The following is a 22,241-nucleotide window of genomic DNA, read 5'->3' on the forward strand; positions in this document are numbered from 1 at the left end:
ATGCTCCTTTTCAGATTTCATCAGTACTCGTTCTGATTATTAATATGTGCAGTAGAATACCTTACAGAATGTATCTCCGCTGCTGAATACGACCTTGGATCCCTTCTGGATGAACAGGCAGTCACCCGGGTATGCGGTGTGCGGTCTGCCTTCCACTGTGACGGTCATGTTTCCTTCGACAACGTAATAGATCTCCTGTGGTTCTACATCCCAGTCGAAGGTGCAATGATCTACAGTCATGAACCCGGCGTTCATGGACGAACCATCATCTGCGCCGATCAGTTCCTGATACTGTACCTTGCCGTAATCAGCCTGGACACCTGTGTCGAGGACTTCCATCTTGATGCCGCTTCCTCTGGCGATCTTGAAGCCGTTGTCACATTCCTTGACATACGGTGTACTTGCAGCTGCCCCTGTCAGACTGCTCACAAAACTGTCCAGCATGCCCCTGTCTGCCAGGCCCTTCAGGACCTGATAGATCATGTCGCTGTTCAGTTCGCCGCCAGCTGCCGGAGCAGGTGCTGCCTGCGGTGCAGGCGTTGCTGGTGCCGGAGCACAAGCTGCTGCTGCGCATCCTGTTGTTACCTCGATACCGTTCTCGCGAATGATGTCCTTCGCTGCCGGCGTGATCAGTGTATTGTCATCGATGCAAAGGACTTTCTCGCCCTTTTCAACGATTTCTCTGATACACTTCTCAGTAATCAACGTTTTCATTAACTTTCACTCCTTTCGTCTTATAATAGTGATTCTATCAATCGATCGGAAGGGGATGGGATGTACTCTGAGTTGACCAATAACCCCTTTTCCGCTGCAATTGCTTCACCTGTTCTGATTCCGGTCTGGACAGCACCGACTTCGCCGGTAAAGGTGAAGTAGGACTTGCCGCCCAATCCGTTCCCCAGCCTGAGCTCGATGGGCTCCAGCTCAGCTGCCTTGAGGATCTCATCGGCTGCGATGATACAGGAGGCCAGCGAGAAGGACTCAATGATCCCTACCGCCTCCAACCTGTCTGGCATCGTAGCTCCCGTGATCGCCGGGAATACGGAGTCCGTTACGTTCGGTATGACTATCGAATCGACGAAATACTCTTCAGCCATATCTTCACCCAAAGCTACGGAGGACTGTACCGCCGCAACGTCACCAGTTACGATGGTGATGTACTTGCCCGGGCATGTACTGACGGAGGTGACGATCTCAACTTCCGAGATCTTTACCATCTGGTCAGCTACATATATGCCTCTTGCAATGCTCGTGAATTCGACCATTCCTATCGCTCTCGACATCCTGCTACCTCCTAATAGCTATGTACTTATCTGTGACTTCAACGACTTGTCCGTTGATGCTGGCGTGCACGGCGGCTCCCAGAGCATCTTCCGGAATTTTACCGATCATCTGGCCCACAGTGACCTGATCACCAACCTGTACCACAGGCTGAGCCGGTGCACCCACATGCTGTGACAGCATGATGCGTACTTCGGATGGCTCAACGGTCTCGTCCGTCATCGGTGCCGGTGCATCGAACCTGGACAATCCCAGCCGTGCGATCAGCCGATGGCTGGGAACCAGACGACTCGCTCTGTTCTTGTCAGCCTTATATTCCTTGCCCTCTTCTCTCTGGAAGCGGACACCGGCTTTCATGGTTTCGTCCTTCAGTGCCATGTTGGCCATCTTTGGTTTAAGATTGACCGGGCAGGAGAAGTACTCACACAGGTTGCACTGGCAGCAGAGCTGGCCCAGTGTCTTCCCTTCCATGTCATCTCCACCATACAGCATGAAGCGCATGGCTTTGTGCGGAGATGTACCATGACCGATGAGTGCTCTCGGACAAAGATCCGTACACATACGACACTGCTCACAGGTGGCGTGATTCACCCTCTTCGCCTGCGGAGCGGTGACTTCTTTTTTTGCAATCAGCGGATGGCTCTTCTTCAGGATGACATAGCCCTTGTTTTTCTTGAGCACGTTTCCGTTGATGTCGGCAAGGAGCGGTCCCATCATCGGTCCGCCGTCTACAATCCCGTACCCCGAGAAATCTTCGATCCCCGACTTTCTGAGAACTTCCAGGACCGGCGTTCCCACGGGTACCTTAAGGGTTACTCGCCTTGGAATGTCTCCTGCCAGAGTGACATATGTCTCTGTCACCGGCTGATCCTTGGATGCCTTGTAGATGTTCAGTGCTGTTTCTGTGTTGATAACAACACAGCCACACATGATTGGGATTCCCGTTTCCGGAACGATCCGTCCCGTCAACTCGTATACCAGTACCTGCTCGTCTCCGGCAGGATAGATATCCGGCAGGATCCCAACGGATACATAGTCGGATAGTCCGAGTTTCTCGATGGTATTTCTCAGGATCTCAATGACCTTGCCATGCTTTCCTTTGATACCGATGATCGCCTGTTTGGCTTCCACCAGTCTGGCGGCCATCTCAAATCCCTTGATGATCTCCTCGGGATACATAGCCATCAGCTGCTGGTCTACCCTAAGCAGTGGTTCACATTCGGCTCCATTCATCAGCATGTAATCTGCCTTTGATGTCAGTTTGGCATGTGTCGGGAATCCGGCTCCGCCGGCTCCGATAATGCCTGCACTTTTGATTTGATCCAGAAGCGCCATGTTTTACCTCCCAGACTTCTAAAACTCACAATCTTCATCAATGATGCCGACAATGGCGGCATCTACCGGTATGGTGTCGTCTTCCACCATCCGTCTGGCGGAAGATCCCAGCGTCACCAGGACTCTGTCTCCGATACCGGCGCTTATGGTATCTATGGCTACCAGCCGTTCTCCCTCGTTGGAGCCTCCGCCGATGACTTCCACCAGCATCAGCTTGTATCCGTTCAGGAGTCCGGTTTTTCTGGTCGCCCAGATATTATCAATTAGTTTAGCCGTTAGCATAAACGCTGCTCCCCTCTGCATCCTGCTTGATAGCTCTGAGTGCGTCCTCTACTGCTGCCGTGTCACCGAAGATCGCCAGCATGATCATATTCTGCGGGCAGGATCCCCGGATGTCCTCGACCTGAACCCCGTTGGACTTCTCGGCGATATCCGCCGCGACGACCATCTCGATCAACTTGCCTTGGACAAGTCCGACAGCATCGAAGAGTTCCGGTTTCTGTGACCTGGGCGAGCCTTTGCGGTTCATCAGGATATCGATAGCACCCTGTGTTGGATTTTTGATGATTCTGAATTCCATGCCCGCCTCCTTTCTACCATCTTCCGTAATACTCTTCCTGTTTGCAGCTCAGCGCGATACCAAGCGGTGTTACAAACATTGGATTTTTTGGTTTGTGCGTATAAATTCCAGTCCTCTTCTCAATGATCGTTTCGATTCCCGTCAGGCAGGCGGTACCGCCTACCAGAGAGATCTCCTCCACATTGTAACCTGCGATCTTTTCGTTGATGATGGAGGCCACCTTCTCGATGACCGGCTTGAGTACCGGCAGGATCTCCTTGTGGTTCTCCGGGTTCCTCTTGAAAAGTTCCGCTTCCGCAAAACTCATCTTGTAGGATCCCGCCAGTACCAGCGAGAAGTGAGTTCCTCCGGTGGCTTCGTCGTCCACATAGACAACCTTGCCATCCTCTATGATGGCAATGCCTGTGGTTCCTCCACCAATATCCACGACCGCACCGTTCTTGATGCCCAGGACTTCGTTGGCAGCGGTTGCCTCGTCCGTCATGGCGCTGACGGTAAAGCCAGCCCCACGGCACACATTCTCTACAGCACCGGAATCCACCGATTCTGTGCCCGGTGGGATTGCGGCAGCTGCATAGATCAGTTCTTCCACGCCCAGCTTTTGTTCCAGTTCCTGCTTCATTTCCCGCACGATCTGGACCGCTCCGACGTAATCCACTACCATTCCATCTCTCACGACATCGGCGTACTTATAACATCCTGCAACCGGTGACATATCCTCGTCCAGCACCGCCACAACGACGCATGCTGTTCCAAGATCGACCCCGGTGTAATAAACTGGTTCTTTTTTCTTGCTCTTGATCGGGTGTTCACACACCTCCTCGAACTCGGCCACCAGTTCATCGCAGTATTGAAAATTTAATCTTGCCTCTGACATTGTCCTCCTCCAAATGCTTTGCATATCAGCTGTGAAATACAGTTGATCAGTTGATTCAACCGCTCTGTCACTGCCTTGTTGGTGCATTGAACTTCCATGACAGTCACCTGTACTTCATATAGCTGACAACGCAACCGGTGCAACAGAAGGATCTGTTTGCCCTTCTCCGTCTGCATGTGGAATTCTGTAATGTCAAAGCACTCACCAATATCGCATGAGAAATTGTCTCCGTTGATTCCTGAGCAACCCTTGCATGGGATCGGTTCGAACTGTTTGTTCTCCAATGCCATGGGTTTGATCTCTTCGAAACGTTTTCCCAGTTGAAGGACTTCCTGAGCCAAACAGATGTCGTGATCCAGAAGCTCCGATGCGGTAAGCAGGAACAATGCCTTGCCTGACCGCAGGCACGCCTCCAGGCGCTTCGTCTTCAGCAGGTCAGGCTTGCCGGGTCCGGAAGATCCAATTCCCGGAGCCCTCCCTGCGATGACACCATCGCCTACGTGCATCGGTGTTCCATCTGCAAATACGTTGATCTGTCTGTCCTGCAGGAATTGTCTGGCACCCGGAGTCAGTCTGGCGCCCGGCTGGATTTCATAGCTTGTAAAGGGGTCTTTTCTGTAGATGTCGCGAAGATCATCTTCTGTAATAAATTTCATTCTATTACGACCTTTCAATTATGTCTTTCAGCACGTATTCCCTCAGTTCTTCAATGCCCTCGCCGGTTTCGACGCTGACCTTGAAAATTGGTTCATTAACTCCTATAGACATTAACTGTTTCCGGCATGTCTCCTCGTTTTCCGGATGCTGATCACACTTGGTGATCACCCCTGTGACGGGGCAACGGAATACGCGTGCAAATCCCGGGGAGTATTTCTCCACCGGATTGCTCTGATCCACCAGGATCAGGACATGCCCGGCATTGTTTTGTGCCGCGGATATGAGGTGCTTGTACATCCACGGGTTCTCCAGGTAAGACCCTGGAACATCGATGGTGTACTTACCAAAGATCATATCCTGTGTTTTTCTCGGTTTTCTCTCTACCTGATTGATCGCATCGACAAGCGCGGTCTTTCCGGATTTTCCGATCCCGATTACCATTACCTTTCTGCTCATCAGGTCTTTGTCACCTCCACGGTGGTGAAACCCAGCAGATCACAAAGCGTCGTCGTCACTGCATTCAGCGCTGTCTCCACGCTCTGTACATCGCCGGAGATAACCACAGATCCGGTGAATCTGTCGAGAAACCCGATCTCGACATTTGCAGCCTTGGTTGCGATATCAGCTGCAATGATCGCGGTCTCGTAGGGCGAAAGAGTCAGGATGCCGATAGCCCCCGCCTCATCGATCCCGAGACGTTCGTAGATGTCTGTCATGGGAGCGGCAATCACATGCGCTATGGTGACCTGCTTGCCCGGTACCGATTCCTCGATCACGCGCTGCAGATCAGGCTTGTTTCTGTTGTCAAGTACTCCCATTGTACAACCTCTTCTTTAGTGTCTGATGACTGCGACCGGCAAATCATATGGTTTGATGTAACTCTCGATGCGGTCCAGATCCTCCTCGGAGAGGCTTGGATCGCCTTCGATCTGATACTCCATATCCAGCTGGCCGTACTTGTTTACTCCCATCTTATGATAGGGGAGCAAGTCGATCCCTTTGAAATTCTTCATTTCCTTGAAAGGAAGAAGGAATTCCATGGTGTTGACGATTTCCTCTTCGCTGTCGTTGAGACCTTTCAGAAGCGGCATCCGTATCTTCACATTGTACCGTTTCTTCAGGAGCTCGGACAGGTTCTGAAGGATCAGCTCGTTTCTGACTCCGGTGTGCTCACTGTGACGATCGGAGTCAAAGTGCTTGATGTCAAACAGGAAGAGATCGACGTAGTCCGCAAGTTTCATCATGGTCTCGTGCTTGGTGTAGCCGCAGGTCTCGATAGCGGTGTTGACGCCATTCTGCTTGGCCGCCTGCAACAAAGCAAGACACGCTTCTGGCTGGGAGGTACATTCCCCTCCCCCAAGGGTCATTCCACCTCCAGAGACATCATAGAACATCTTGTCTTCCATGACGACGTCCATGATCTCCGAGATGGTCTTCACCTCACCGGCGATATCCAGCGCCTTGTAGAGGCAGGCCTTCTCGCACTCTCTGCAGCCGATACAGTCCTTCTCACGATCCACGGTGTGTCCCTCCGGGCCAACCTTGTGGATGCCCTGAGGGCATACTGGAACGCATGCCCCGCATCCAACACAGGCGTCCTTCTTGAACATTACCTGAAACTTCCGGAACAGTCCTTCAGGGTTCGCGCACCACCTGCAGCGCAAGGGGCAACCTTTCAGGAAGACCAGCGTTCTCACGCCAGGGCCGTCATGCATATTATACTTTTGTATATTGAATATGGTCGCTTTACGCTCAAGCTTATCCCCGTTCTTGCTGCTCATGTTGATGAACTCCTGTCTACTCTGATTTCCTTGTTTAGAACTTGGTCAGCATGGTTCTGCTGATGATCTCATCCTGTACATCCTTGCACAGTTCAGTGAAGAATGCACTGTATCCAGCAACACGTACCACCAGGTCACGATAGCTGTCAGGATCCTTCTGAGCAGCCAGCATATCCTCGTTGTTGACGTAGTTGAACTGCATCTCACCGTTACCAAACATGCAGGCAGTTCTCAGCAGCGTGATCAGACCCTGCTCGCCTTCCGGTGTATCCAGGATACCAGGCATCAACTTGAAGTTGTGTACCAGGCCGATGTTCATGTTGTCGTTGGACATCTTGGATACGGACTTGATGATAGCGGTCGGTCCCTTGTAGTCTGCACCCTGTGTCGGGGAGATACCGTCGGACAGCGGTGTCCATGCCTTACGTCCGTTAGCAGATGCGCCTGTCAACTGACCAAACGGAGTGTTGTTGGAGATGGACAGAGTGCCGTGGGACATGATCGAGTACAGTGTCTTGTATTTTCTGTGCTCCATCTCGGTGAAGTTGATGAGGTCTGCGCAGATGTAATCCGCATAGTCGTCATCGTTGCCGTACTTCGGAGCAGCCAGGCAGTCAGCTCTCATCTGCTCGTAACCTACGAAGTCAGCTTTCAGACCCTCATTCAGCTGTTCCAGTGTGTATTTCTTATCGTCAAATACCAGTTTCTTGATAGCCGCCATGGAGTCAGCATAGGTAGCCAGTCCGGACCATACGACGCCAGGACCAAAGTTGTACATTGCTCCGCCGGCTTCAACGCCCTTGCCCTTCTCCATGCAGCCTTCGAACATGATGGACATCAGCGGCTTAGGTGCCAGATCTCTATGCACTCTCTGGGAGATGACGGTCATGACAGCAGTCCACTTGGTGACATACTTGATAGTAGCCTTGACCGCGTTGTCGAACTCTTCGTAGGTCTTGTACTGATCCAAAGGACCCAGATCCGGTGTGACCTGCTTGCCATACCAGAGAGGAACACCGTGGTTCAGCACCAGCTCAATGCAGATCGGCCACTGGGTGTAGGATGTGGATGTCCACTGGTACAGTCTTCCTGCCTTCTGCGGCTCTACACATCCCATCAGGCAGTAGTCTCTGGCATCCTCGATGGAGATACCCTTAGCCAGCATCATCTTGATGTGTGTATCGTCGAAGTGGCAAGCGGGGAATCCCATTCCGGCTCTGACTACATCTACGATCTTCTCCATATACTTCTGAGGAGACTTGTTGTTGATACGGCAAGCCAGGGACGGCTGATAGATCTTGGTGTGTCTGACAGCGTCCATCAGCAGGTAGGTCAGGTCATTCGTGGCATCTCTGCCGTCTCTTGTCAAACCGCCTACGCACATATTGACGAAGGGCTGATAACCTGCGAAGAACTTGGACTGTCCCTCACTGGTGACCCACATCATCTCAGACATCTTGATGAGCATGCAGCTTGCTAGTTCAAATGCCTGATAGTTGTTCATTCTTCCAGACTCGATGTCAGCCTTGTAGAATGGATACATGTACTGGTCCACACGGCCGATGGACATACCGGTCTGGTTCTCCTCTACCGGCAGCAGGGCCTCAATTGTCCAAACTGACTGAATTGCCTCCCAGAAGGTCTCCGGCTTATATTTTGGAACTCTTGCGCAATTTGCGGAGATCTGCATCAGCTCTGCCTTTCTGACAGGATCTGTTTCTGCAGCTGCTTTCTGTGCAGCGTAGTCAGACAGTCTCTGGGAATAGCACATAACGCCTTCTGTAGTCTCGATGACGCCCTTGTAGAAGTAGATTTTGTCCAGATCATCCGGATTGGCATAATCCAACTCTGCCAGATGTGCCTTTGCCTCATCCTGAATGTCCTTCATGCCTTTCTTCATGAGGATGACGTCATAGCCCGGGTTGGAGTCTCCACCTCCACTCATGGCGTGATAGGAGCAATCAGATACGTAGGATTCGCCGGACAGTTCCCAGCCGCCGCATTCCTTGTACTGGTCCTCGCAGAACTCCTCGACAGATTTGCCTTCCCAGAAGGGGAACAGAACCTCTCGGCAGTATTTCTTATCTTCTTCAGAGATGTAGAACGGATCCTGCGGTCTCTCGCCGATGGTATCCAGCTCATCTCTCAGCCATTTCCATGCCAGGTCAGGTGAGAAAGATCCCACACGCGGGCCGCCTGTCGGATTACCAACGATCAGCTCGTGATCCTGGATGATCAGTGGTGCTGTCTCGCAGCATTTACGGAATGCCATCGCTCTCAGCTCCTGCTTTGGCATGCCCGGATTTGCCCTGGTGACTTCTGTGAAGATCTTGGCACGGTGCATGGAGATAGACGGTACCTGTTTTCTGTAGTTGTCCTTCAGAGCCTTGATCCTGGGTGTGGGACCATCAGGTACGTCGGTGCCAGGTGCTGCGCTTGCAACAGGAGCAGGTGCAGATCCCTTGGCTTCCATTTCCTTTGTAACGTTTTCGAACATTGACTTCAGCGCGTTACGCTCTTCTGGAGACATGTCCTTGGTAGCTTCCGCTAATTTGTTTGAAAAATCACGAATGTCCAATGGGTTACCTCTCTTTCCCTTCGGGCTCGCGCCCGAATAAATTTTGGTTCCTCAGTTGTTTTCCCCTTCCAGGGCACTGCTGAGGATAGCCTGCAATGTTTCTAACTGCTTGGCCGTCTGGCGATCCTGCATTTCCATAGCCGGCTTGTCACCGAGCTGAGGCCTTCCAAAGATCTCACGGTCCAGCGTATCTATGTCACGCACTCCGAACCCGACTTTGCGTACATAGATCAGATTCATTGGCGATACGTTGTCCGTTGTGATCCCGTGGCCGGATGCTCCGCTACCAAGGGTCATGGCCGGGAACAGGTTGGTAGATGCTCCCATGCTGCCAAATGTTGCCGAGGTGTTGACTAACACTCTCGCAACCGGCTTCCGCAATGCAAACTGACGAATAACGTCTCCATCCATCGAATGGATGACCATGGTGTGTCCATGGTTCTCTGTGATCAGGAGCTCGATGCACTTCTCACAGGCGTTCTTCCAATCGTCTTCCACAAAGAATGCCACCACCGGTGCAAGCTTGTCTCTGGTGTATGGATTCTCCTGGGAGGCGAACTTCTCCTCCGAGACGAGGAGCACCGTCCCTTCCGGGATGGTGAACCCGGCCCGCCTGGCCAACGTTCCCGCTGTGACTCCCACCAAGGCTGTATTCACAGAGCCATCAGGATTGAAGATGTTCTTCGCAAGTGCCTTGGATTCCTCGCTTGTCATGAAGTAAGCATGATTGGCGCGAAACTCCGCTCTGACCTGGTCAGCGATAGGTCCATCCACGACGATGGACTGTTCCGCCGCCGGCAAGAGACCGTTGTCGAAGGTCTTGCTGCTGACGATGTCTCTGACTGCCTGGGGTATATCTGCCGTGCGCTCGATGAATGCCGGACCGTTACCAGCCCCTCCGTAGATCAGAGGTTTCCTGGCCTCATAGGCCTTGTCCAGCATGCCGGGAACTCCGGTGATCATGATCAGGGACACATCCCTGTGATTCATCAGTTCTACCGTGCCGCTTTCCGCAACTGTGTTGAGGTAAGCGAGCGCTCCCTCCGGCAGACCCGCCTCGACGGCTGCGTCGATCATGATATCCAGCGCCTTTCCGATGGTCGCTCTCGCCGCAGGATGCGGAGAAAAGACGATCGGATTACCGGCCTTGATGGCGATCATCGCGTTATAAATAGTGGTAGAGACCGGACTTGTCGCGGGCACCAGAGCGGCAATCACCCCAACGGGCACGCCCACATCCATCAGTCCCCTCTTCTGATCTTCACCGATCACACCTACACAACGCATACCGCGCAGGTTCTTCCTCAGGTAGTCGCATACGAATCTGTTCTTGGCATACTTGTCTTTCCAGTATCCATACCCGGTCTCGTCACTGGACATCACCGCCAGCCCATCGATGTGCGGATAGACCGCGTCCACCATAGCCTCAACAATGGTATCCAGCTTCTCCTGAGAGAAGGAGGCCAGCTCAGCCTGTACCTCATGTGCGTCTTCTGCCAGAATACGTGCTTCCTGGACGGAGAGTAAATCATTATCTATGAAATTCATTCCCTTCACTCCCTCCAGTTATTCTATTAATACGGTAATAACTTGTCTAACGTGTATCTCTCGATAATCTTCTGGATGTCCGGATGCGGTGTCGCGATGACACAGGAGCTGTAAACCTCTGCTCCGATCGCCTCGACGGCTTTGATGCCAGCCTCAACGGCGGACTTACAGGCAGCCACGTCCCCTCTGGTAAGAATGGAAATATATCCAGATGCGGTGTTCTCGTAGCCAACCACCTCGACCTCAGCAGCCTTCACCATGGCATCCGCTGCTTCCAGCATAAAAACCAATCCAAAGGTTTCAATTAGTCCTAATGCCTGTCTTGAATTTCCCATAATTCTCAATCCTTCCTGATCAATTAATAACAATCAACGTCATGGCAGGAAACGATGTCGCCGATGTCCGGAATCGGACGAGGCATGACATTCTGCGCTGTTAGAGTTCCGATGGCAGCCGCCGCTTTTGCGCCAGCTGCAACAGAAGCCTTACAGGCAGCAACATCACCCTTGACGATGATCGTTACCAGCGTAGATCCAATGTTCTCGTACGAGATCAGCTCAACGTCAGCTGCCTTCAACATCTTGTCACAGGCATCCAGCGCAGGGACCATACCAATCGTCTCGATAAGCCCGATAGCCTCTTGACCATAGTATCTGCTCATAGTAACCGCTCCTTTCTGCAAAGTCTAATTCAGTGCATAGTTAATCTATTTATAGATATATATATTTTATAGTTTTCCCTAAGGGGAATGTCAACAAAATATTATTCAAATCTGAAAATTGTTATAACCGAGTCATAGAAAATTCAGAAAATTGCCGATTTTCTAATTTACAAGGTGCTCCAACGTGCTCCCGCCTCTCTTTTGCACAAAGCTTTGTGCTCCTGAAAAACCCTTTCACGATCCCCAAACCTTCCCCTTAGGGGAATACTTGGACGAAATTTCAAAATAACTAATAAAATATTTATATACCCTCTCGCAGACACGATCTATCCATTGGAATTCCAACGATTTCTCAACATAATATTTCATAAATTTACAATTTTTTAATCGCATATAAAAAAAAGATATTGACCTGCAACACTTCCTTAGGGTAAAATAAATGAAATATATGAGGAAGGCGTGTTTTGCGCGTCCTCGTTAGCTATTTTCAATACTACTTAAGGTTTATGTGAGGTGAAAGATTTATGAACAACTTAGCAAACGCACCCGCAAACGTGATCGCTGCAAAAGAAGCGCGTGACAAGGCCTATCGTAAGAAGGGCATCATGATCGCTATCTTCTCAGGATTCCTCTACGGTGGATATACGTCCTTCATGACGGGCGGCATGTCCTCTGGTGTATGGGAAGGGCTTTACGGCGGTTCCGGACTGGGCGCTGGACTGACAGCATTCACAATTACTTACGGACTGTCAGCGCTGGGCGCAGGCACCAACGATATCTGCTCCGCCATCTGGTCTCTGATCTACGGTGGATTCATCGGCAGACTGGGTGACTTCAAGCGCACGCTACAGACCAAGCCAGGTAAGATCCTGATCGTGGCAGCCCTCATCGGCGGCCCCTTCGCATCCACCTGCTACGCACTGGGACTGCAGACTGCAGGTTCCATCATGGTTCCTCTGGCAGCTCTGAACGCAGCCATCGGTGCTATCATCGGAAGATTCCTCTACAAGCAGAAACTCTCCGGTGGCATGATCCTCGGTATCGTCATCTGCTTCTGCGCAGCCGTACTGATCGGCTCCACCTCCATGACTGGTGGACTGAACTTCGATGGCGAGACAGTACTTGGCATGATCGCAGGTTTGTTGGCTGCCCTGGGCTGGGGTATCGAAGGTGCGGTAGGTGGCTATGCATGCTGCATCGCCGACTACGAGGTAGCCATCATCATCCGCCAGGTGACCTCCGGACTTTCCAACGGCATCATCCTGATTCCGATCATGTATGCTCTGGGAGGCAACGGTGCAGGCCGTGGCTATTCCACCCTGTTCTCCTGCCTGACCGATGGCTCCTCCATCTGGATGTTCTTCATCGCAGGCATGTTCGCATCCTTCTCCTTCAAGTTCTGGTACAAGGGAGCTTCCATGTGCGGTGCTGCTCTGGGTATGGGCTGTAACGGCGCGTATGCTTTCTGGGGACCGTTCTGGTGCTACATCGTACTCGGACTGATCTTCGGATGGGACGGTTATGCGATTCCTTGGCAGGGCTGGGTTGGCGCTGTCGTCATGGTAATCGGAATCGTTATTCTCGCTATTTCTCAGGATAAGGCTACAAGGGAGGCGTAATCATGGCAATGTTACCACTGAACATGGCAATTCTGAAGCTCTTCACTGACGGCAAGGAATATAGCCGTGCCGATGTACAGGATGCACTCAGAAAGGACTACGGTAATTTCAAAGCATTCAAGGATAAGGGCATGGAAGAAGCTCTGCAGACCGCCTGCTCCAATGGCCTTGTTGGCGAGAGCAGACTGGAGATGGACGATAACGGCAATCTGGTCGTGTACTATCAGTCTGATCAGGACATGATCGATGTCATCAACAGCTACATCTAAAGCCAAACGATTGTAAACAAAAGCTGCCCACCATGGGCAGCTTTTTCGTTGCTTGTTAGTTTTCTTATCTGAATACCTGCAGCCGGATCTCCGTCACGAACATCTCCTCATTCTTGGTGGTCCAGTAATCCGTCACATATCTTTCCCAGGCCTCTTCACCCAGCTTATAGTTGTGCTCCGCCGCCCAGTCGATCATCTTCTCATAGGTGCGATTCAGTGTGGTGTGTGGCCCGATGTGGTAGCAGGAGAGGAACATTCCCCCCCCCATCCTTATTGTCTGACTCTTTCGGCCCGGTCGAATCATCTTCTGCATGATCCGCATGGTCTCGCAGGTGTCCTGCATACGCTCCTTGTATGAAGGGAATACGATCATCACCGCGCCAGCGATCTCGCAGTTGATCTCGTCCAGATGCTCCGTCCAATCCAGGTTGATGCAGGCCTCTTTGGAATCTGCGTTATACGCCTGTTCCATACACCCATACTCCTCCGGCTCGATGTACTTGATCGAAACCTCGGTGGCATTGTTTAGGATGACGGTCTGCGCCTCCAGCAGAAGATCGTACCAGTCGCTGACAGACGTCAGTTTGTCTTGGATCGCCGTCGCCTCCTCACGAAGCTCTCCGATCTTCTCCAGGAACCCGTGTTCAATCACCTGGTACTCCTCCGTATCCATCAGCGCACGCATCTCCTCCAGTTTGAAACCCATCTGCTTGTAGTACTTCAGGATAGTCAGGTTTAGGAGCGCCTCCCTGGAATAGTAGCGGTAGTTGTTCGACCCCACCTTATCTGGCTTGATCAGCCCGATTTCGTCATAAAACCGCATCGCTTTCCGGGACACATTACAGATTTTGCTCACGTCGCCGATCGAATAGTAATCTTTTTTCCTTTCCTTCACGATGTCCTCCTACAGAAAGGACCATTCTGAGAATGGTCCCCCTCTCATCTATGAATGTCAAACTGTGCCCTATCCCCGGCGTGCCAGCGCATCCTCCGCGGCCTGCAGGCTGTTGTATCCGTAGAATCCGGCCATGGTCTCCTGGATATCCAGGATCATGTGCTGGTTTCCCCATACGTCTCGTAGAAACAACTGTAATGTCTTCTCGGAGTAGGTCTTCAGTTCACCGATGCTGTATGTCCGTACAGAGGTATCGTAGGAGTCCTGCTCCGGTCGCCCCGCGCCTGCCATGCGGGGGTATTTCTCAGCGAAGGCTTTGTGGTAGGCGAGCTGAAGCGAGACAATCTGCGCGATCAGCTCCGCCTTCCCCGCAGACAAAGCCGGCAGTACTCCCTCCAGCTTCTCCTTATAATATTCCGGAGACGTGAACTCCATCATATAACCGTATTTCTCGGTGATCAGATTCCGGCCACTCTGACGCGCGCTCTCCAGGTCGTTTCTGTAACTCTGGAGCGTATCCTCGTTCAGCACAGAAAACTGACTGTAACGCATGATATAGAACGTCTCACGGTCATCCTGACATCCAGCTCTACCACCGATGTTCTGCGTCTCCTGGAACATATTCCATTCCAAGTCGACGATCGCGTTGATCAGTGTATCTTTCGGCGTATTATTCCTGACAATGCTCATAGTTTCCTCCCGCCATTCTAGTCACAGTCTGCCATTACATGAAGGCCTCTGAGCCTCGGGTCTGTGATCCCCGCCATGATCTGCCCGCAGTGGGACGACAGGAAGGTGTCACTCACGCTGGAAAAGCCCTGTCGGTTAAGCTCCCCCGCCACCTCCACACAAATCGACTCGATGTGTTGCTGCACCTCCTGAGGGGAGGCCTGGACAGATGGATCGACGATCTTCTTCAGGGACTCGACTGATGCTCCAAGCGTAGCGAGCTGTTCTGTCCCACGAAACGCCCACTTGTAGAAGGGCATGTATTTCCGGTTCAGCAGGTACAAAGCCGACAACCCCGCTTCTACAAAATCGTGGAGAGCAAGGAAGGCGGCTCCCCTGTCCCCTCTCTGAATGCAACGAGGGTAATTATACTGCCCAGCCTGTCCCATGACAGCCGCGCGGGCCGCTAGTTTCTTCCGGAGCACGTCCTGGGGGTAAAACCCCAACAACTTATTTCTGATGGCTGTAAACGCCCCCTGCGGGTCACTGAACACCTGCCCGTTGGTGGCGATGGACAGGAACCTCTCGGGCACGTTCATCCACGCTAGGTTGTCCTCCGGTGCTCCTGGGCAGTTGGTGTATCTCTGATAGAAGTAATCGATGCGGAACACGCCCACACGTCCCTTTCCTTCCGGGGTCTCGTTGCGAGTGTATCCCCGGAACTCCTTCGGGAGCTGATCATACAGCCTCTGAAGGTCGCGGCCGATGGCCTTGGCGGTGTCCGCGTCCAGCCACAGACAAAACCCCGGGCCAAAATCATGGTCTTGAGAGTAACTGTCATCGTACCCGTAGCACTCTGAGCCTTCACCCACCAGTCCGACAGCGATGCGCCCGGCATACTGAGGGAACGTGGCAGCGATCTGGTCACGGGCACATTCCTCGTAGTAGCCTCTGGCTAATTCCATTCCTTTCATAAATCCTCCTCACCGCAGGTTGCCATGGCAAATGGTGTCAGTTAGGTCTCTCCTCCTCGACCTGCTTCAGGTTCTTCTGGATCATTTCGTAGTATGGGGTATGACCGAAATCACGCTCGATCAACTTCAGTGTCTTCTGATATGCCTCGATGGAAGCATCGAAGTCTCTGCGGTAGTAATACAGTGCTCCCAGCGCAGCCATGGCCGCCGCGTAATGGATGTCCACACCGCCAGCCTCGACCTCATAGATCGCTACCGCTGTCTTCAGCGTCTCCTCCGCTTCGTCGAATTTCTTTAGTCTGGTCTGCACCTCGCCCAGATTGATCAGGCTGGTAGCAAGCTCAAGACGCTTACCCTGAATGGAAGAAATGATGATGATGGACTTGCGTGCCATCTTCTCCGCTTCCTCAAAATCCTCCCTCTCTCTATACGCAGCACTCATGTTGTTGCAGAGAGCTGCCATCTGATAGTCTCGACCCTGTCCCAGAGCCTCCAGCAAGGCCTCTGCCTGCTTGTACATAGGAAGCGCCTTGTCATACTCTCTGGCAGAGTTGTGGGCATTACCCGCATTGATCAACGCAACCGCGTAGTTCATGCTGTTTTCCTGTCCGATCTCCTTCAGTGCCGCCAACACACTGTCGTTGAGGAGCTTAGCCTTCTCCACATCGCCCTTAGCCCTGTAGAACCCCCCCAGTTCGTTGCTGATAGCAATGATCAGCGACATGTTCACATCGCCCTTGGCCTGCTCCAGTGCATCCAGCATGTACTTCTCTGTTTTCTCATTATCATGCTGTGCAAACATTTTGTCCAGCCCATAATAAAAGTCATCTACTGACATGATCTTTTCCATATTTCCACTCCGTTTTACATAAAGTATCAGAATAACATGTATTCTGAATTATTATACCACGAATCCCATAACTTGAAAATGGCTTTTCCGGAAAAACAACAAAAGACGGATTCCGAAGAACCCGTCTATATGGTGCGGTCTAAGGGAGTCGAACCCCCATGGATGTTAATCCACACGGACCTGAACCGTGCGCGTCTGCCAATTCCGCCAAGACCGCTTGCCTTTCAGCAACATATACTATTATACACATTTCTCCGAAGAATGCAAGCAGAAATTTCAAGAAAACATAAGTTTTTTTTGCACAAAGCATAATGCTGTGGTATACTATATTTCGATTTCAGAAAAAAGGAGTACGACAAATGAGATATAAGAAAGAATTCTGGATCGCGATCTTCCTGTTCATCTGCACCGCGGTCGTGATCAGCAGTTTTTTTAAGTCCGGATTCGCCACCTACAAACTCTGCGGATCCATCCTGTTCCCCTTCCTCGGGATCGCTTTCCTACGCCGTGCCCTGAAATAAAAATGTGTCAAAGGGGACGTTTCTCTTTGACACATAAACATCACGATACAAAAAATGAACGGCACACTGTTGTTACGGTGTGTCGTTCATTTTTATGATATTATTTACCCACATTAACATTAACATTAACAGTTACATTATTGTTAACATTTTGATTCGATTGATCCGAGTCTTCCTGTTCTGCCATGATCTTATCGAATTCCTTTGCCACCTTCTCGAACAATTCCTCGTTTACGATATCCAAGATCTCGTAACTTCCGTCCTCATACTCCTCGTACCCGTAGATATAGACATCGTCGGAGTCGTCATGCGGGATCAATGCGATATAGTCCTCGTTATTGTAGTCGAAGATTCCAAGAATCTCGCACTCCATGGTCGTATCGTCATCAAACTCCAGAGTCACGACCTCCACTTCCTCATACTTATTATCAGCCATTATGTTCTCCTCCTGTTTTTATAATGTGTCAAAAAGAACCGTCCCTTTTGACACACTCCTACTATACCATTACTTTTTGGAATAATCAATGGTTACTTAAAATACTCCCGGATGTTTTCCGCGACCTGCCTGGTGACCGAGGGAAGCTCCATGAGTTCCTCCATCGTAGCTGCTTTCACACCTTCTACAGACTTGAAGTGATACAGGAGTTCGTTCCGCCGCTTGGGCCCCACGCCCGGGATCTCATCCAGCACGGAGTGGATGGCATTCTTCCCGTGCAACTTGTGGTGGTAGTCAATGGCGTATCGATGGACTTCCTCCTGGATCGTCCCCGCATAGCTGAACAGCACCTGGTGATCCGCCAAAGGCAACTCCCGTCCATCATCAAACACGATGGCCCTGGTGCGATGAGCATCGTCCTTGGCCATCCCCACCACGGGAATCGGAAGGCGCATGGCATCCAGAATCTTTTTTGCGGCGTGGACCTGGCCCAGGCCCCCGTCCATCATAATGATATCCGGCAACGTAGAAAAGCCCGGATCCCCGGCTAGCGCATGTTTGTACCGACGGTACAGCACCTCCTGAAGGCTGCCGTAATCGTCTGCGCCCTCGATGGTCCGGATCCGGAATCGCCGGTAGTCTTTCTTTACCTTGTTCAGTCCGCTGAACACCACCATGGCGCCCACGGAATCCACTCCGTTGGTATTGGAGATATCGTAGGATTCCACCCGCACCGGGCTATTCTCCTGTCCGGGAGCACGGGGGCATCCCACCATAGACAACAGTCCGTTCATTTCCCTGAGCACCGCCTGCTGGCGTTCCCGACGGGTCTCTGCCCTTTCCGCAAGAGACTTGGTCATCTCCGCCACATCCTGTCTGGTCAGGTCAAGCAGCGCCTTCTTGTCGCCTTTCTGCGGCATGTGAATGTGAACCCGGTGTCCCTCCTTGCTGAGAAACTCCTCCAAAAGCTCCTGCTCCGGGAGATCCCTGTCCACCAGGATCTCCCGGGGCACGGTGGCCCACTGGCTGTAATACTGCTTGATGAAGGCCGCCACCAGATCCTCGGTCTGATCGCTCTCCTCCGCCTGGATGGGAAACGTCTCCCGCCCGCTCAACTTGCCATCCCTCACCGGGAAGAGTACCATCTGGTCCCCGCTGGTCGTCCGCAAGGGCAGCACGATGTCCATGTCCTTCTTCCCGATCATGGTCACACGCTGCGTCTCCGACAAAGCCTCCAGTGCCTTGATGGCATCCCTCCACTTGGCGGCCTCCTCGTAGGCCATGGCCTCCGACGCCTTCTGCATCCTGTCCTTCAGCCTGTCCAGGAGCGGCCTTGCCTTGCCGGACAGGTACTGCAGAATCTCCTCGATGGTCTCTCGGTAGCGGGCTTTGTCCACCTCTCCAATGCACATCCCCTGGCACTCGCCGATAAAATAATGAAGACAGGGCCGAAACCCTTCCGGGAAACTCGTCTTCCGGCAGCGTTTCAGCGCATAGATGCTCCCGAACAGATCCACGATCTCATTCACCGCCCCTGCATCACTGTAAGGACCGAAGTACCGGTTCCCATCCTTTTTCAGCAGCCTGGTCTTCACAACCCTGGGGTACTCCTCCGAAGTGGTGACCACAATGTAGGGGTAGGTCTTGTCATCCCGCAGTAGCACGTTGTACTTAGGCATATACTTCTTGATGAGATTGCATTCCAGAATCAGGGCTTCCATCTCACTGGAGCATGTGATGTACTCAAACTCCGCAATGCTCCCCACCAGCGCCCGGATCTTGGGGTTGGTCTGATAGGACGTCTGAAAGTATTGGCGCACCCGATTCCGCAGAGAAATCGCCTTCCCCACATAGATGACCTGTCCCAGTCTGTCCTTATGCATATAAACTCCCGGGGAATCCGGGAGTTTTTTGAGGTTTTCTTTGATATCGAACATTGTTTTCACTTTCTATTTCCGACCGAAGTTCCAGTCTCTTTTCCGGTGGTCTTCCTCCTCCAGATACTCCAGTCTGGCTTTCTCTCGGATCATCTCTCTCCGCTTGCGGGCGCGCTGGCGCTTCAGCCGGGCACGCATGACCAATATCCAGAGAACAAGCAGCAGCAAAACACCCAGGATCACCATTATGACGATGGTGGTCTTGTTGGAGATCCCAATATAGGAGGGGAACCAACCCACCTTCACGGCCTCCTTCGCAACAAGGGGTACGCGGTTGCTGACCTTATCTCCGATGCAGATCTCGTAATACCCAAGCACGTCTCCTTCTTTCACCGGAGCGGTGACTTCTTTCATTTTAAGGTTGTGGCGGATCAGCTCTTCTGATCCCTCTGCCGGCAAATAGGCATAGCCATCTCTGGCCGTATACGCTGACAGGCTGGTCTTGGCTCCGTGGCGGATCCTCACCTTTCCCATCGCCTTGCCCTTACGAACGACCTGTATACCCTGTACATTCTTCTCTGCGTACTCCTCCAGAGTACGGATGTCGGCCTCTCTCTGCAGCTCCTTGTCTGCCAAAAGGACGATGAACAGGCGCAGCCCATCCTTCCGGGTCCCCACAGCCGTGCTGGCGTGCTCCTGATCGTGTAATCCATCCATACCCGCATAGACGTAAGCCTTCGGGTCATTCAGAAGCGGAACAGTAGAGGTCAGTGTCCGGCTCCCGTTCTTGTTGGTACGGGGGATCTCGTATTGCTTTGTGCCTGTGATCTTCTCGATTGTCTCATCGGTCAGAGCCACCCTCAGGATTCGCAGAAAATCCCGGGCAGTCGTATAGGTCTCCTCCGACTTGTATCCGGCGGGATCGCTGAAATGGGTGTGCTCGCACCCCAGGTTCTTTGCCATCTTGTTCATCTTCTTGACGAACTTACCGGACTTCTTGCCGGAGACACATTCCGACAATGCGTAAGACGCATCGTTGCCGCCTCCCATAAGCATTCCGTAGAGGAGTTGCTCCACCGTGATCTTCTCCCCTTTCTTGAGGCCTATAAGTTTCCCGGTCTGAGACGCAGCGTTCTCCGAGACTTTCACTTCCTTGTCCAGGGGCGTGGTTTGAATCACCACCATGGCGGTGACCAGTTTGGCCAGGCTGTAGGGAGGATGCTTGATCCGGGATTCCTTGGAATACACCACCTCTCCCGTGTTCTCGCAGTAGACGATGGCGGACCGCGCAAACAACTGGGGCCCTGCCTCCTTCCCGGCTCTGGCCGCATCCGGGATCTCGATGCCAGACACATACTGTGCTGGCGTGATGACGATGCACAAAGCCACGATGACCAGGATCGTGATTAACCTTTCAATACGTGCAGAATACAATGGCTGCCCGCTCCTTTCCATTCAACTATCTAACATATTATTATAGTATATCCATCGTGAGATTTCAACAGCGTCGAAAAAAGAAAACAGGGGCACCTCTGTGCCCCTGTAAGGTCTGCGCCTTGGTGTTATTTTTTCTCTGCTTCGAATTTCTTCATCAGGTCAATCAGCGCGTCTACGCCCTCTTCAGGCATAGCATTGTAGATGCTGGCTCTCAGGCCGCCAACAGAACGATGTCCCTTCAGATTGATCAGGCCGTTCTCCTTGGCCAGCGCGATGAATTCCTTGTCGAGATCGGGATCTCCGGTGACAAAGGTGACGTTCATGAGAGATCTGTCTTCCTTCTCAACGGTGCCCTTGAACAGGCTGCTCTCATCGATGGCATCGTACAGCTTCTGTGCCTTGCGGATGTCCTTCTCGTGCATGGCCTTGACACCACCGTTGGCAAGCAGATACTTGAACACTTCACCTGCTACATAGATGGAGAAGCAAGGCGGGGTGTTGTACATGGAGCCCTTCTCATCGTGGATCTTGTAGTCAAGATAGACCGGTGTTCCCTCCGGAGCATGGCCGATCAGGTCCTTACGGATGATTACGATGGTCACGCCGGCGGGAGCCACGTTCTTCTGAGCGCCAGCCCATACGCATGCGAACTTGGACCAATCGATCTCCTCGCTCAGGATACAGGAGGACATATCCGCAACGAGAGGGATATCTCCTGTGTCAGGAATGTACGGGAACTTGGATCCATAGATGGTGTTGTTGTAGCAGATGTAGACATAGTCTGCATCCTCTCTGAAGTCTTCCTTACTCACCTTCGGGATGTAAGAGAAGGTCTTGTCTTCAGAACTGGCAACGCAACGGATGTCGCCGAACTTGCAGGCTTCCTTATATGCCTTCTTGGCCCACTGACCGGTCACGATGTAGTCAGCCTTCTTGGAGTTTCTGAGGAGATTGATCGGAACCATCGAGAACTGCAGTGTACCGCCACCCTGAAGGAAAAGTACGCTGTAGTCATCCGGAATGTTCAGCAAGGTTCTCAGATCAGCTTCTGCCTCATCGATGATCTTCTGATACTCTGCGGAACGGTGGCTCATCTCCATAACGGACTGTCCGGTCCCCTTGTAGTTCAGAAGATCCTTCTGAACGTTCTCGAGAACTTCCAGCGGAAGCACGGACGGACCTGCAGAGAAGTTAAACACTCTGTCGTACTTATTGCTCATAATACTGTCCCCCTATTACACTAATATTGAACATATTGAAACAAATTATTCGTTGAGATTTAGGTATAAGAAATAAAAATATTGTCCATACCAAATCTTTTAGTTTATTATATCACCCAATGTATTGAAAGTAAAGATTTTGCGTGATATAATTTACGAAAGAATATACAGTTTCT

The 22,241-nt window shown here is 51.9% G+C and carries 25 protein-coding genes and 1 tRNA gene; 3 read left to right on the plus strand and 23 right to left on the minus strand.

What is annotated here, in order from left to right; genetic code table 11:
* Positions 1-39: 39 nt before the first annotated feature.
* The 14 genes from P156_RS0103815 to P156_RS0103880 are packed head-to-tail and all read right to left on the minus strand — an operon-like array spanning position 40 to position 11,298.
* On the minus strand, positions 40-714 hold the full coding sequence (locus P156_RS0103815; RefSeq protein WP_027868998.1) for a cupin domain-containing protein: 675 nt from the start codon (positions 712-714) through the stop codon (positions 40-42).
* Positions 715-734: 20 nt separating this feature from the next.
* On the minus strand, positions 735-1,283 hold the full coding sequence (locus tag P156_RS0103820; protein ID WP_027868999.1) for a BMC domain-containing protein: 549 nt from the start codon (positions 1,281-1,283) through the stop codon (positions 735-737).
* 4 nt (positions 1,284-1,287) lie between these two features.
* A complete protein-coding gene (locus P156_RS0103825) occupies positions 1,288-2,616 on the minus strand; it encodes a 4Fe-4S dicluster domain-containing protein (RefSeq protein WP_027869000.1) in 1,329 nt (442 codons plus the stop codon).
* Positions 2,617-2,634: 18 nt separating this feature from the next.
* On the minus strand, positions 2,635-2,898 hold the full coding sequence (locus P156_RS0103830) for a EutN/CcmL family microcompartment protein (RefSeq protein ID WP_027869001.1): 264 nt from the start codon (positions 2,896-2,898) through the stop codon (positions 2,635-2,637).
* Positions 2,885-3,196 carry a BMC domain-containing protein gene (locus P156_RS0103835; RefSeq protein ID WP_027869002.1) on the minus strand — a complete coding sequence of 104 codons (312 nt, stop codon included), beginning with the start codon at positions 3,194-3,196 and terminating at the stop codon, positions 2,885-2,887. Before P156_RS0103835 ends, P156_RS0103830 begins: the two co-directional genes overlap by 14 nt.
* Positions 3,197-3,209: 13 nt before the next feature.
* A complete protein-coding gene (eutJ, locus tag P156_RS0103840) occupies positions 3,210-4,073 on the minus strand; it encodes an ethanolamine utilization protein EutJ (protein WP_027869003.1) in 864 nt (287 codons plus the stop codon).
* A complete protein-coding gene (locus P156_RS0103845; protein ID WP_027869004.1) occupies positions 4,055-4,729 on the minus strand; it encodes a hypothetical protein in 675 nt (224 codons plus the stop codon). Before P156_RS0103845 ends, eutJ begins: the two co-directional genes overlap by 19 nt.
* A gap of 4 nt (positions 4,730-4,733) precedes the next feature.
* On the minus strand, positions 4,734-5,189 hold the full coding sequence (locus P156_RS0103850) for a EutP/PduV family microcompartment system protein (RefSeq protein ID WP_185752215.1): 456 nt from the start codon (positions 5,187-5,189) through the stop codon (positions 4,734-4,736).
* A complete protein-coding gene (gene eutS / locus P156_RS0103855) occupies positions 5,186-5,548 on the minus strand; it encodes an ethanolamine utilization microcompartment protein EutS (protein ID WP_027869006.1) in 363 nt (120 codons plus the stop codon). Before eutS ends, P156_RS0103850 begins: the two co-directional genes overlap by 4 nt.
* Before the next feature lie 15 nt (positions 5,549-5,563).
* Positions 5,564-6,511 (minus strand): choline TMA-lyase-activating enzyme, encoded by a 948-nt coding sequence (gene cutD, locus P156_RS0103860; protein WP_027869007.1) that lies wholly within the window; start codon positions 6,509-6,511, stop codon positions 5,564-5,566.
* 34 nt (positions 6,512-6,545) lie between these two features.
* Positions 6,546-9,089, minus strand: a complete 2,544-nt coding sequence (gene cutC / locus P156_RS0103865; protein ID WP_027869008.1) for a choline trimethylamine-lyase — start codon at positions 9,087-9,089, stop codon at positions 6,546-6,548.
* Between the two features lie 51 nt (positions 9,090-9,140).
* Complete coding sequence (locus tag P156_RS11455; protein ID WP_051600601.1) at positions 9,141-10,637, minus strand: aldehyde dehydrogenase family protein; 1,497 nt, start codon at positions 10,635-10,637, stop codon at positions 9,141-9,143.
* A 26-nt stretch (positions 10,638-10,663) separates the two neighbouring features.
* The gene (locus tag P156_RS0103875; protein ID WP_034802195.1) at positions 10,664-10,972 is read right to left on the minus strand and encodes a BMC domain-containing protein; all 309 of its coding nucleotides are present in this window, start codon (positions 10,970-10,972) and stop codon (positions 10,664-10,666) included.
* Between the two features lie 23 nt (positions 10,973-10,995).
* Positions 10,996-11,298, minus strand: coding sequence for a BMC domain-containing protein (locus tag P156_RS0103880; RefSeq protein ID WP_034802196.1), 303 nt, complete (start codon positions 11,296-11,298; stop codon positions 10,996-10,998).
* A 524-nt stretch (positions 11,299-11,822) separates the two neighbouring features.
* On the opposite strand from P156_RS0103880, the gene P156_RS0103885 reads away from it, so the two are divergent.
* Together P156_RS0103885 and P156_RS0103890 are read left to right on the plus strand one after the other, a co-directional pair.
* Positions 11,823-12,917, plus strand: coding sequence for a hypothetical protein (locus P156_RS0103885; protein ID WP_027869011.1), 1,095 nt, complete (start codon positions 11,823-11,825; stop codon positions 12,915-12,917).
* A 2-nt stretch (positions 12,918-12,919) separates the two neighbouring features.
* Positions 12,920-13,186, plus strand: coding sequence for a hypothetical protein (locus P156_RS0103890; protein ID WP_369770395.1), 267 nt, complete (start codon positions 12,920-12,922; stop codon positions 13,184-13,186).
* 64 nt (positions 13,187-13,250) lie between these two features.
* Here P156_RS0103890 and P156_RS0103895 read toward each other — a convergent pair whose 3' ends face one another.
* The 5 genes from P156_RS0103895 to P156_RS0103915 form a co-directional block, all read right to left on the minus strand.
* A complete protein-coding gene (locus P156_RS0103895) occupies positions 13,251-14,081 on the minus strand; it encodes a MerR family transcriptional regulator (RefSeq protein ID WP_027869013.1) in 831 nt (276 codons plus the stop codon).
* 69 nt (positions 14,082-14,150) lie between these two features.
* Positions 14,151-14,771 carry a DUF4125 family protein gene (locus tag P156_RS0103900; protein ID WP_051600603.1) on the minus strand — a complete coding sequence of 207 codons (621 nt, stop codon included), beginning with the start codon at positions 14,769-14,771 and terminating at the stop codon, positions 14,151-14,153.
* 17 nt (positions 14,772-14,788) lie between these two features.
* A complete protein-coding gene (locus tag P156_RS0103905) occupies positions 14,789-15,724 on the minus strand; it encodes a DUF4037 domain-containing protein (RefSeq protein ID WP_027869015.1) in 936 nt (311 codons plus the stop codon).
* 37 nt (positions 15,725-15,761) lie between these two features.
* Positions 15,762-16,574 (minus strand): tetratricopeptide repeat protein, encoded by an 813-nt coding sequence (locus tag P156_RS0103910; protein ID WP_027869016.1) that lies wholly within the window; start codon positions 16,572-16,574, stop codon positions 15,762-15,764.
* Positions 16,575-16,704: 130 nt separating this feature from the next.
* A tRNA-Leu gene (locus P156_RS0103915) sits at positions 16,705-16,791 on the minus strand.
* Between the two features lie 142 nt (positions 16,792-16,933).
* Here P156_RS0103915 and P156_RS13305 point away from each other — a divergent pair.
* Entirely contained in the window at positions 16,934-17,095 is a 162-nt protein-coding gene (locus P156_RS13305) for a hypothetical protein (protein ID WP_185752136.1), read from the plus strand.
* Between the two features lie 100 nt (positions 17,096-17,195).
* Here the strand turns inward: P156_RS13305 and P156_RS11460 are convergent, their stop codons facing one another.
* From P156_RS11460 to serC, 4 genes are all read right to left on the minus strand, one after another.
* Positions 17,196-17,531, minus strand: a complete 336-nt coding sequence (locus P156_RS11460; RefSeq protein WP_081818438.1) for a DUF1292 domain-containing protein — start codon at positions 17,529-17,531, stop codon at positions 17,196-17,198.
* A gap of 92 nt (positions 17,532-17,623) precedes the next feature.
* Complete coding sequence (gene uvrC / locus P156_RS0103930) at positions 17,624-19,468, minus strand: excinuclease ABC subunit UvrC (protein ID WP_027869017.1); 1,845 nt, start codon at positions 19,466-19,468, stop codon at positions 17,624-17,626.
* Positions 19,469-19,480: 12 nt separating this feature from the next.
* Positions 19,481-20,863 carry a D-alanyl-D-alanine carboxypeptidase family protein gene (locus P156_RS0103935; RefSeq protein WP_081818439.1) on the minus strand — a complete coding sequence of 461 codons (1,383 nt, stop codon included), beginning with the start codon at positions 20,861-20,863 and terminating at the stop codon, positions 19,481-19,483.
* Between the two features lie 107 nt (positions 20,864-20,970).
* Positions 20,971-22,065, minus strand: a complete 1,095-nt coding sequence (gene serC, locus P156_RS0103940; RefSeq protein ID WP_027869019.1) for a 3-phosphoserine/phosphohydroxythreonine transaminase — start codon at positions 22,063-22,065, stop codon at positions 20,971-20,973.
* Positions 22,066-22,241 lie beyond the last annotated feature (176 nt).

The organism is Eubacterium sp. AB3007 (assembly GCF_000688015.1).
Taxonomy (GTDB): domain Bacteria; phylum Bacillota; class Clostridia; order Peptostreptococcales; family Anaerovoracaceae; genus Aminicella.

Coding starts and splice junctions, on each gene's coding strand:
- P156_RS0103835 (WP_027869002.1), bottom strand. CDS start 3,196: ATGGAATTCAGAATCATCAAAAATCCAACACAGGGTGCTATCGATATC.
- P156_RS0103935 (WP_081818439.1), bottom strand. CDS start 20,863: ATGGAAAGGAGCGGGCAGCCATTGTATTCTGCACGTATTGAAAGGTTA.
- P156_RS0103885 (WP_027869011.1), top strand. CDS start 11,823: ATGAACAACTTAGCAAACGCACCCGCAAACGTGATCGCTGCAAAAGAA.
- serC (WP_027869019.1), bottom strand. CDS start 22,065: ATGAGCAATAAGTACGACAGAGTGTTTAACTTCTCTGCAGGTCCGTCC.
- P156_RS11460 (WP_081818438.1), bottom strand. CDS start 17,531: ATGGCTGATAATAAGTATGAGGAAGTGGAGGTCGTGACTCTGGAGTTT.
- P156_RS0103830 (WP_027869001.1), bottom strand. CDS start 2,898: ATGCTAACGGCTAAACTAATTGATAATATCTGGGCGACCAGAAAAACC.
- P156_RS0103880 (WP_034802196.1), bottom strand. CDS start 11,298: ATGAGCAGATACTATGGTCAAGAGGCTATCGGGCTTATCGAGACGATT.
- eutS (WP_027869006.1), bottom strand. CDS start 5,548: ATGGGAGTACTTGACAACAGAAACAAGCCTGATCTGCAGCGCGTGATC.
- P156_RS0103825 (WP_027869000.1), bottom strand. CDS start 2,616: ATGGCGCTTCTGGATCAAATCAAAAGTGCAGGCATTATCGGAGCCGGC.
- P156_RS0103845 (WP_027869004.1), bottom strand. CDS start 4,729: ATGAAATTTATTACAGAAGATGATCTTCGCGACATCTACAGAAAAGAC.
- P156_RS0103815 (WP_027868998.1), bottom strand. CDS start 714: ATGAAAACGTTGATTACTGAGAAGTGTATCAGAGAAATCGTTGAAAAG.
- P156_RS0103905 (WP_027869015.1), bottom strand. CDS start 15,724: ATGAAAGGAATGGAATTAGCCAGAGGCTACTACGAGGAATGTGCCCGT.
- P156_RS0103910 (WP_027869016.1), bottom strand. CDS start 16,574: ATGGAAAAGATCATGTCAGTAGATGACTTTTATTATGGGCTGGACAAA.
- P156_RS0103875 (WP_034802195.1), bottom strand. CDS start 10,972: ATGGGAAATTCAAGACAGGCATTAGGACTAATTGAAACCTTTGGATTG.
- P156_RS13305 (WP_185752136.1), top strand. CDS start 16,934: ATGAGATATAAGAAAGAATTCTGGATCGCGATCTTCCTGTTCATCTGC.
- P156_RS0103820 (WP_027868999.1), bottom strand. CDS start 1,283: ATGTCGAGAGCGATAGGAATGGTCGAATTCACGAGCATTGCAAGAGGC.
- P156_RS11455 (WP_051600601.1), bottom strand. CDS start 10,637: ATGAATTTCATAGATAATGATTTACTCTCCGTCCAGGAAGCACGTATT.
- cutD (WP_027869007.1), bottom strand. CDS start 6,511: ATGAGCAGCAAGAACGGGGATAAGCTTGAGCGTAAAGCGACCATATTC.
- eutJ (WP_027869003.1), bottom strand. CDS start 4,073: ATGTCAGAGGCAAGATTAAATTTTCAATACTGCGATGAACTGGTGGCC.
- P156_RS0103890 (WP_369770395.1), top strand. CDS start 12,920: ATGGCAATGTTACCACTGAACATGGCAATTCTGAAGCTCTTCACTGAC.
- P156_RS0103900 (WP_051600603.1), bottom strand. CDS start 14,771: ATGAGCATTGTCAGGAATAATACGCCGAAAGATACACTGATCAACGCG.
- uvrC (WP_027869017.1), bottom strand. CDS start 19,468: ATGTTCGATATCAAAGAAAACCTCAAAAAACTCCCGGATTCCCCGGGA.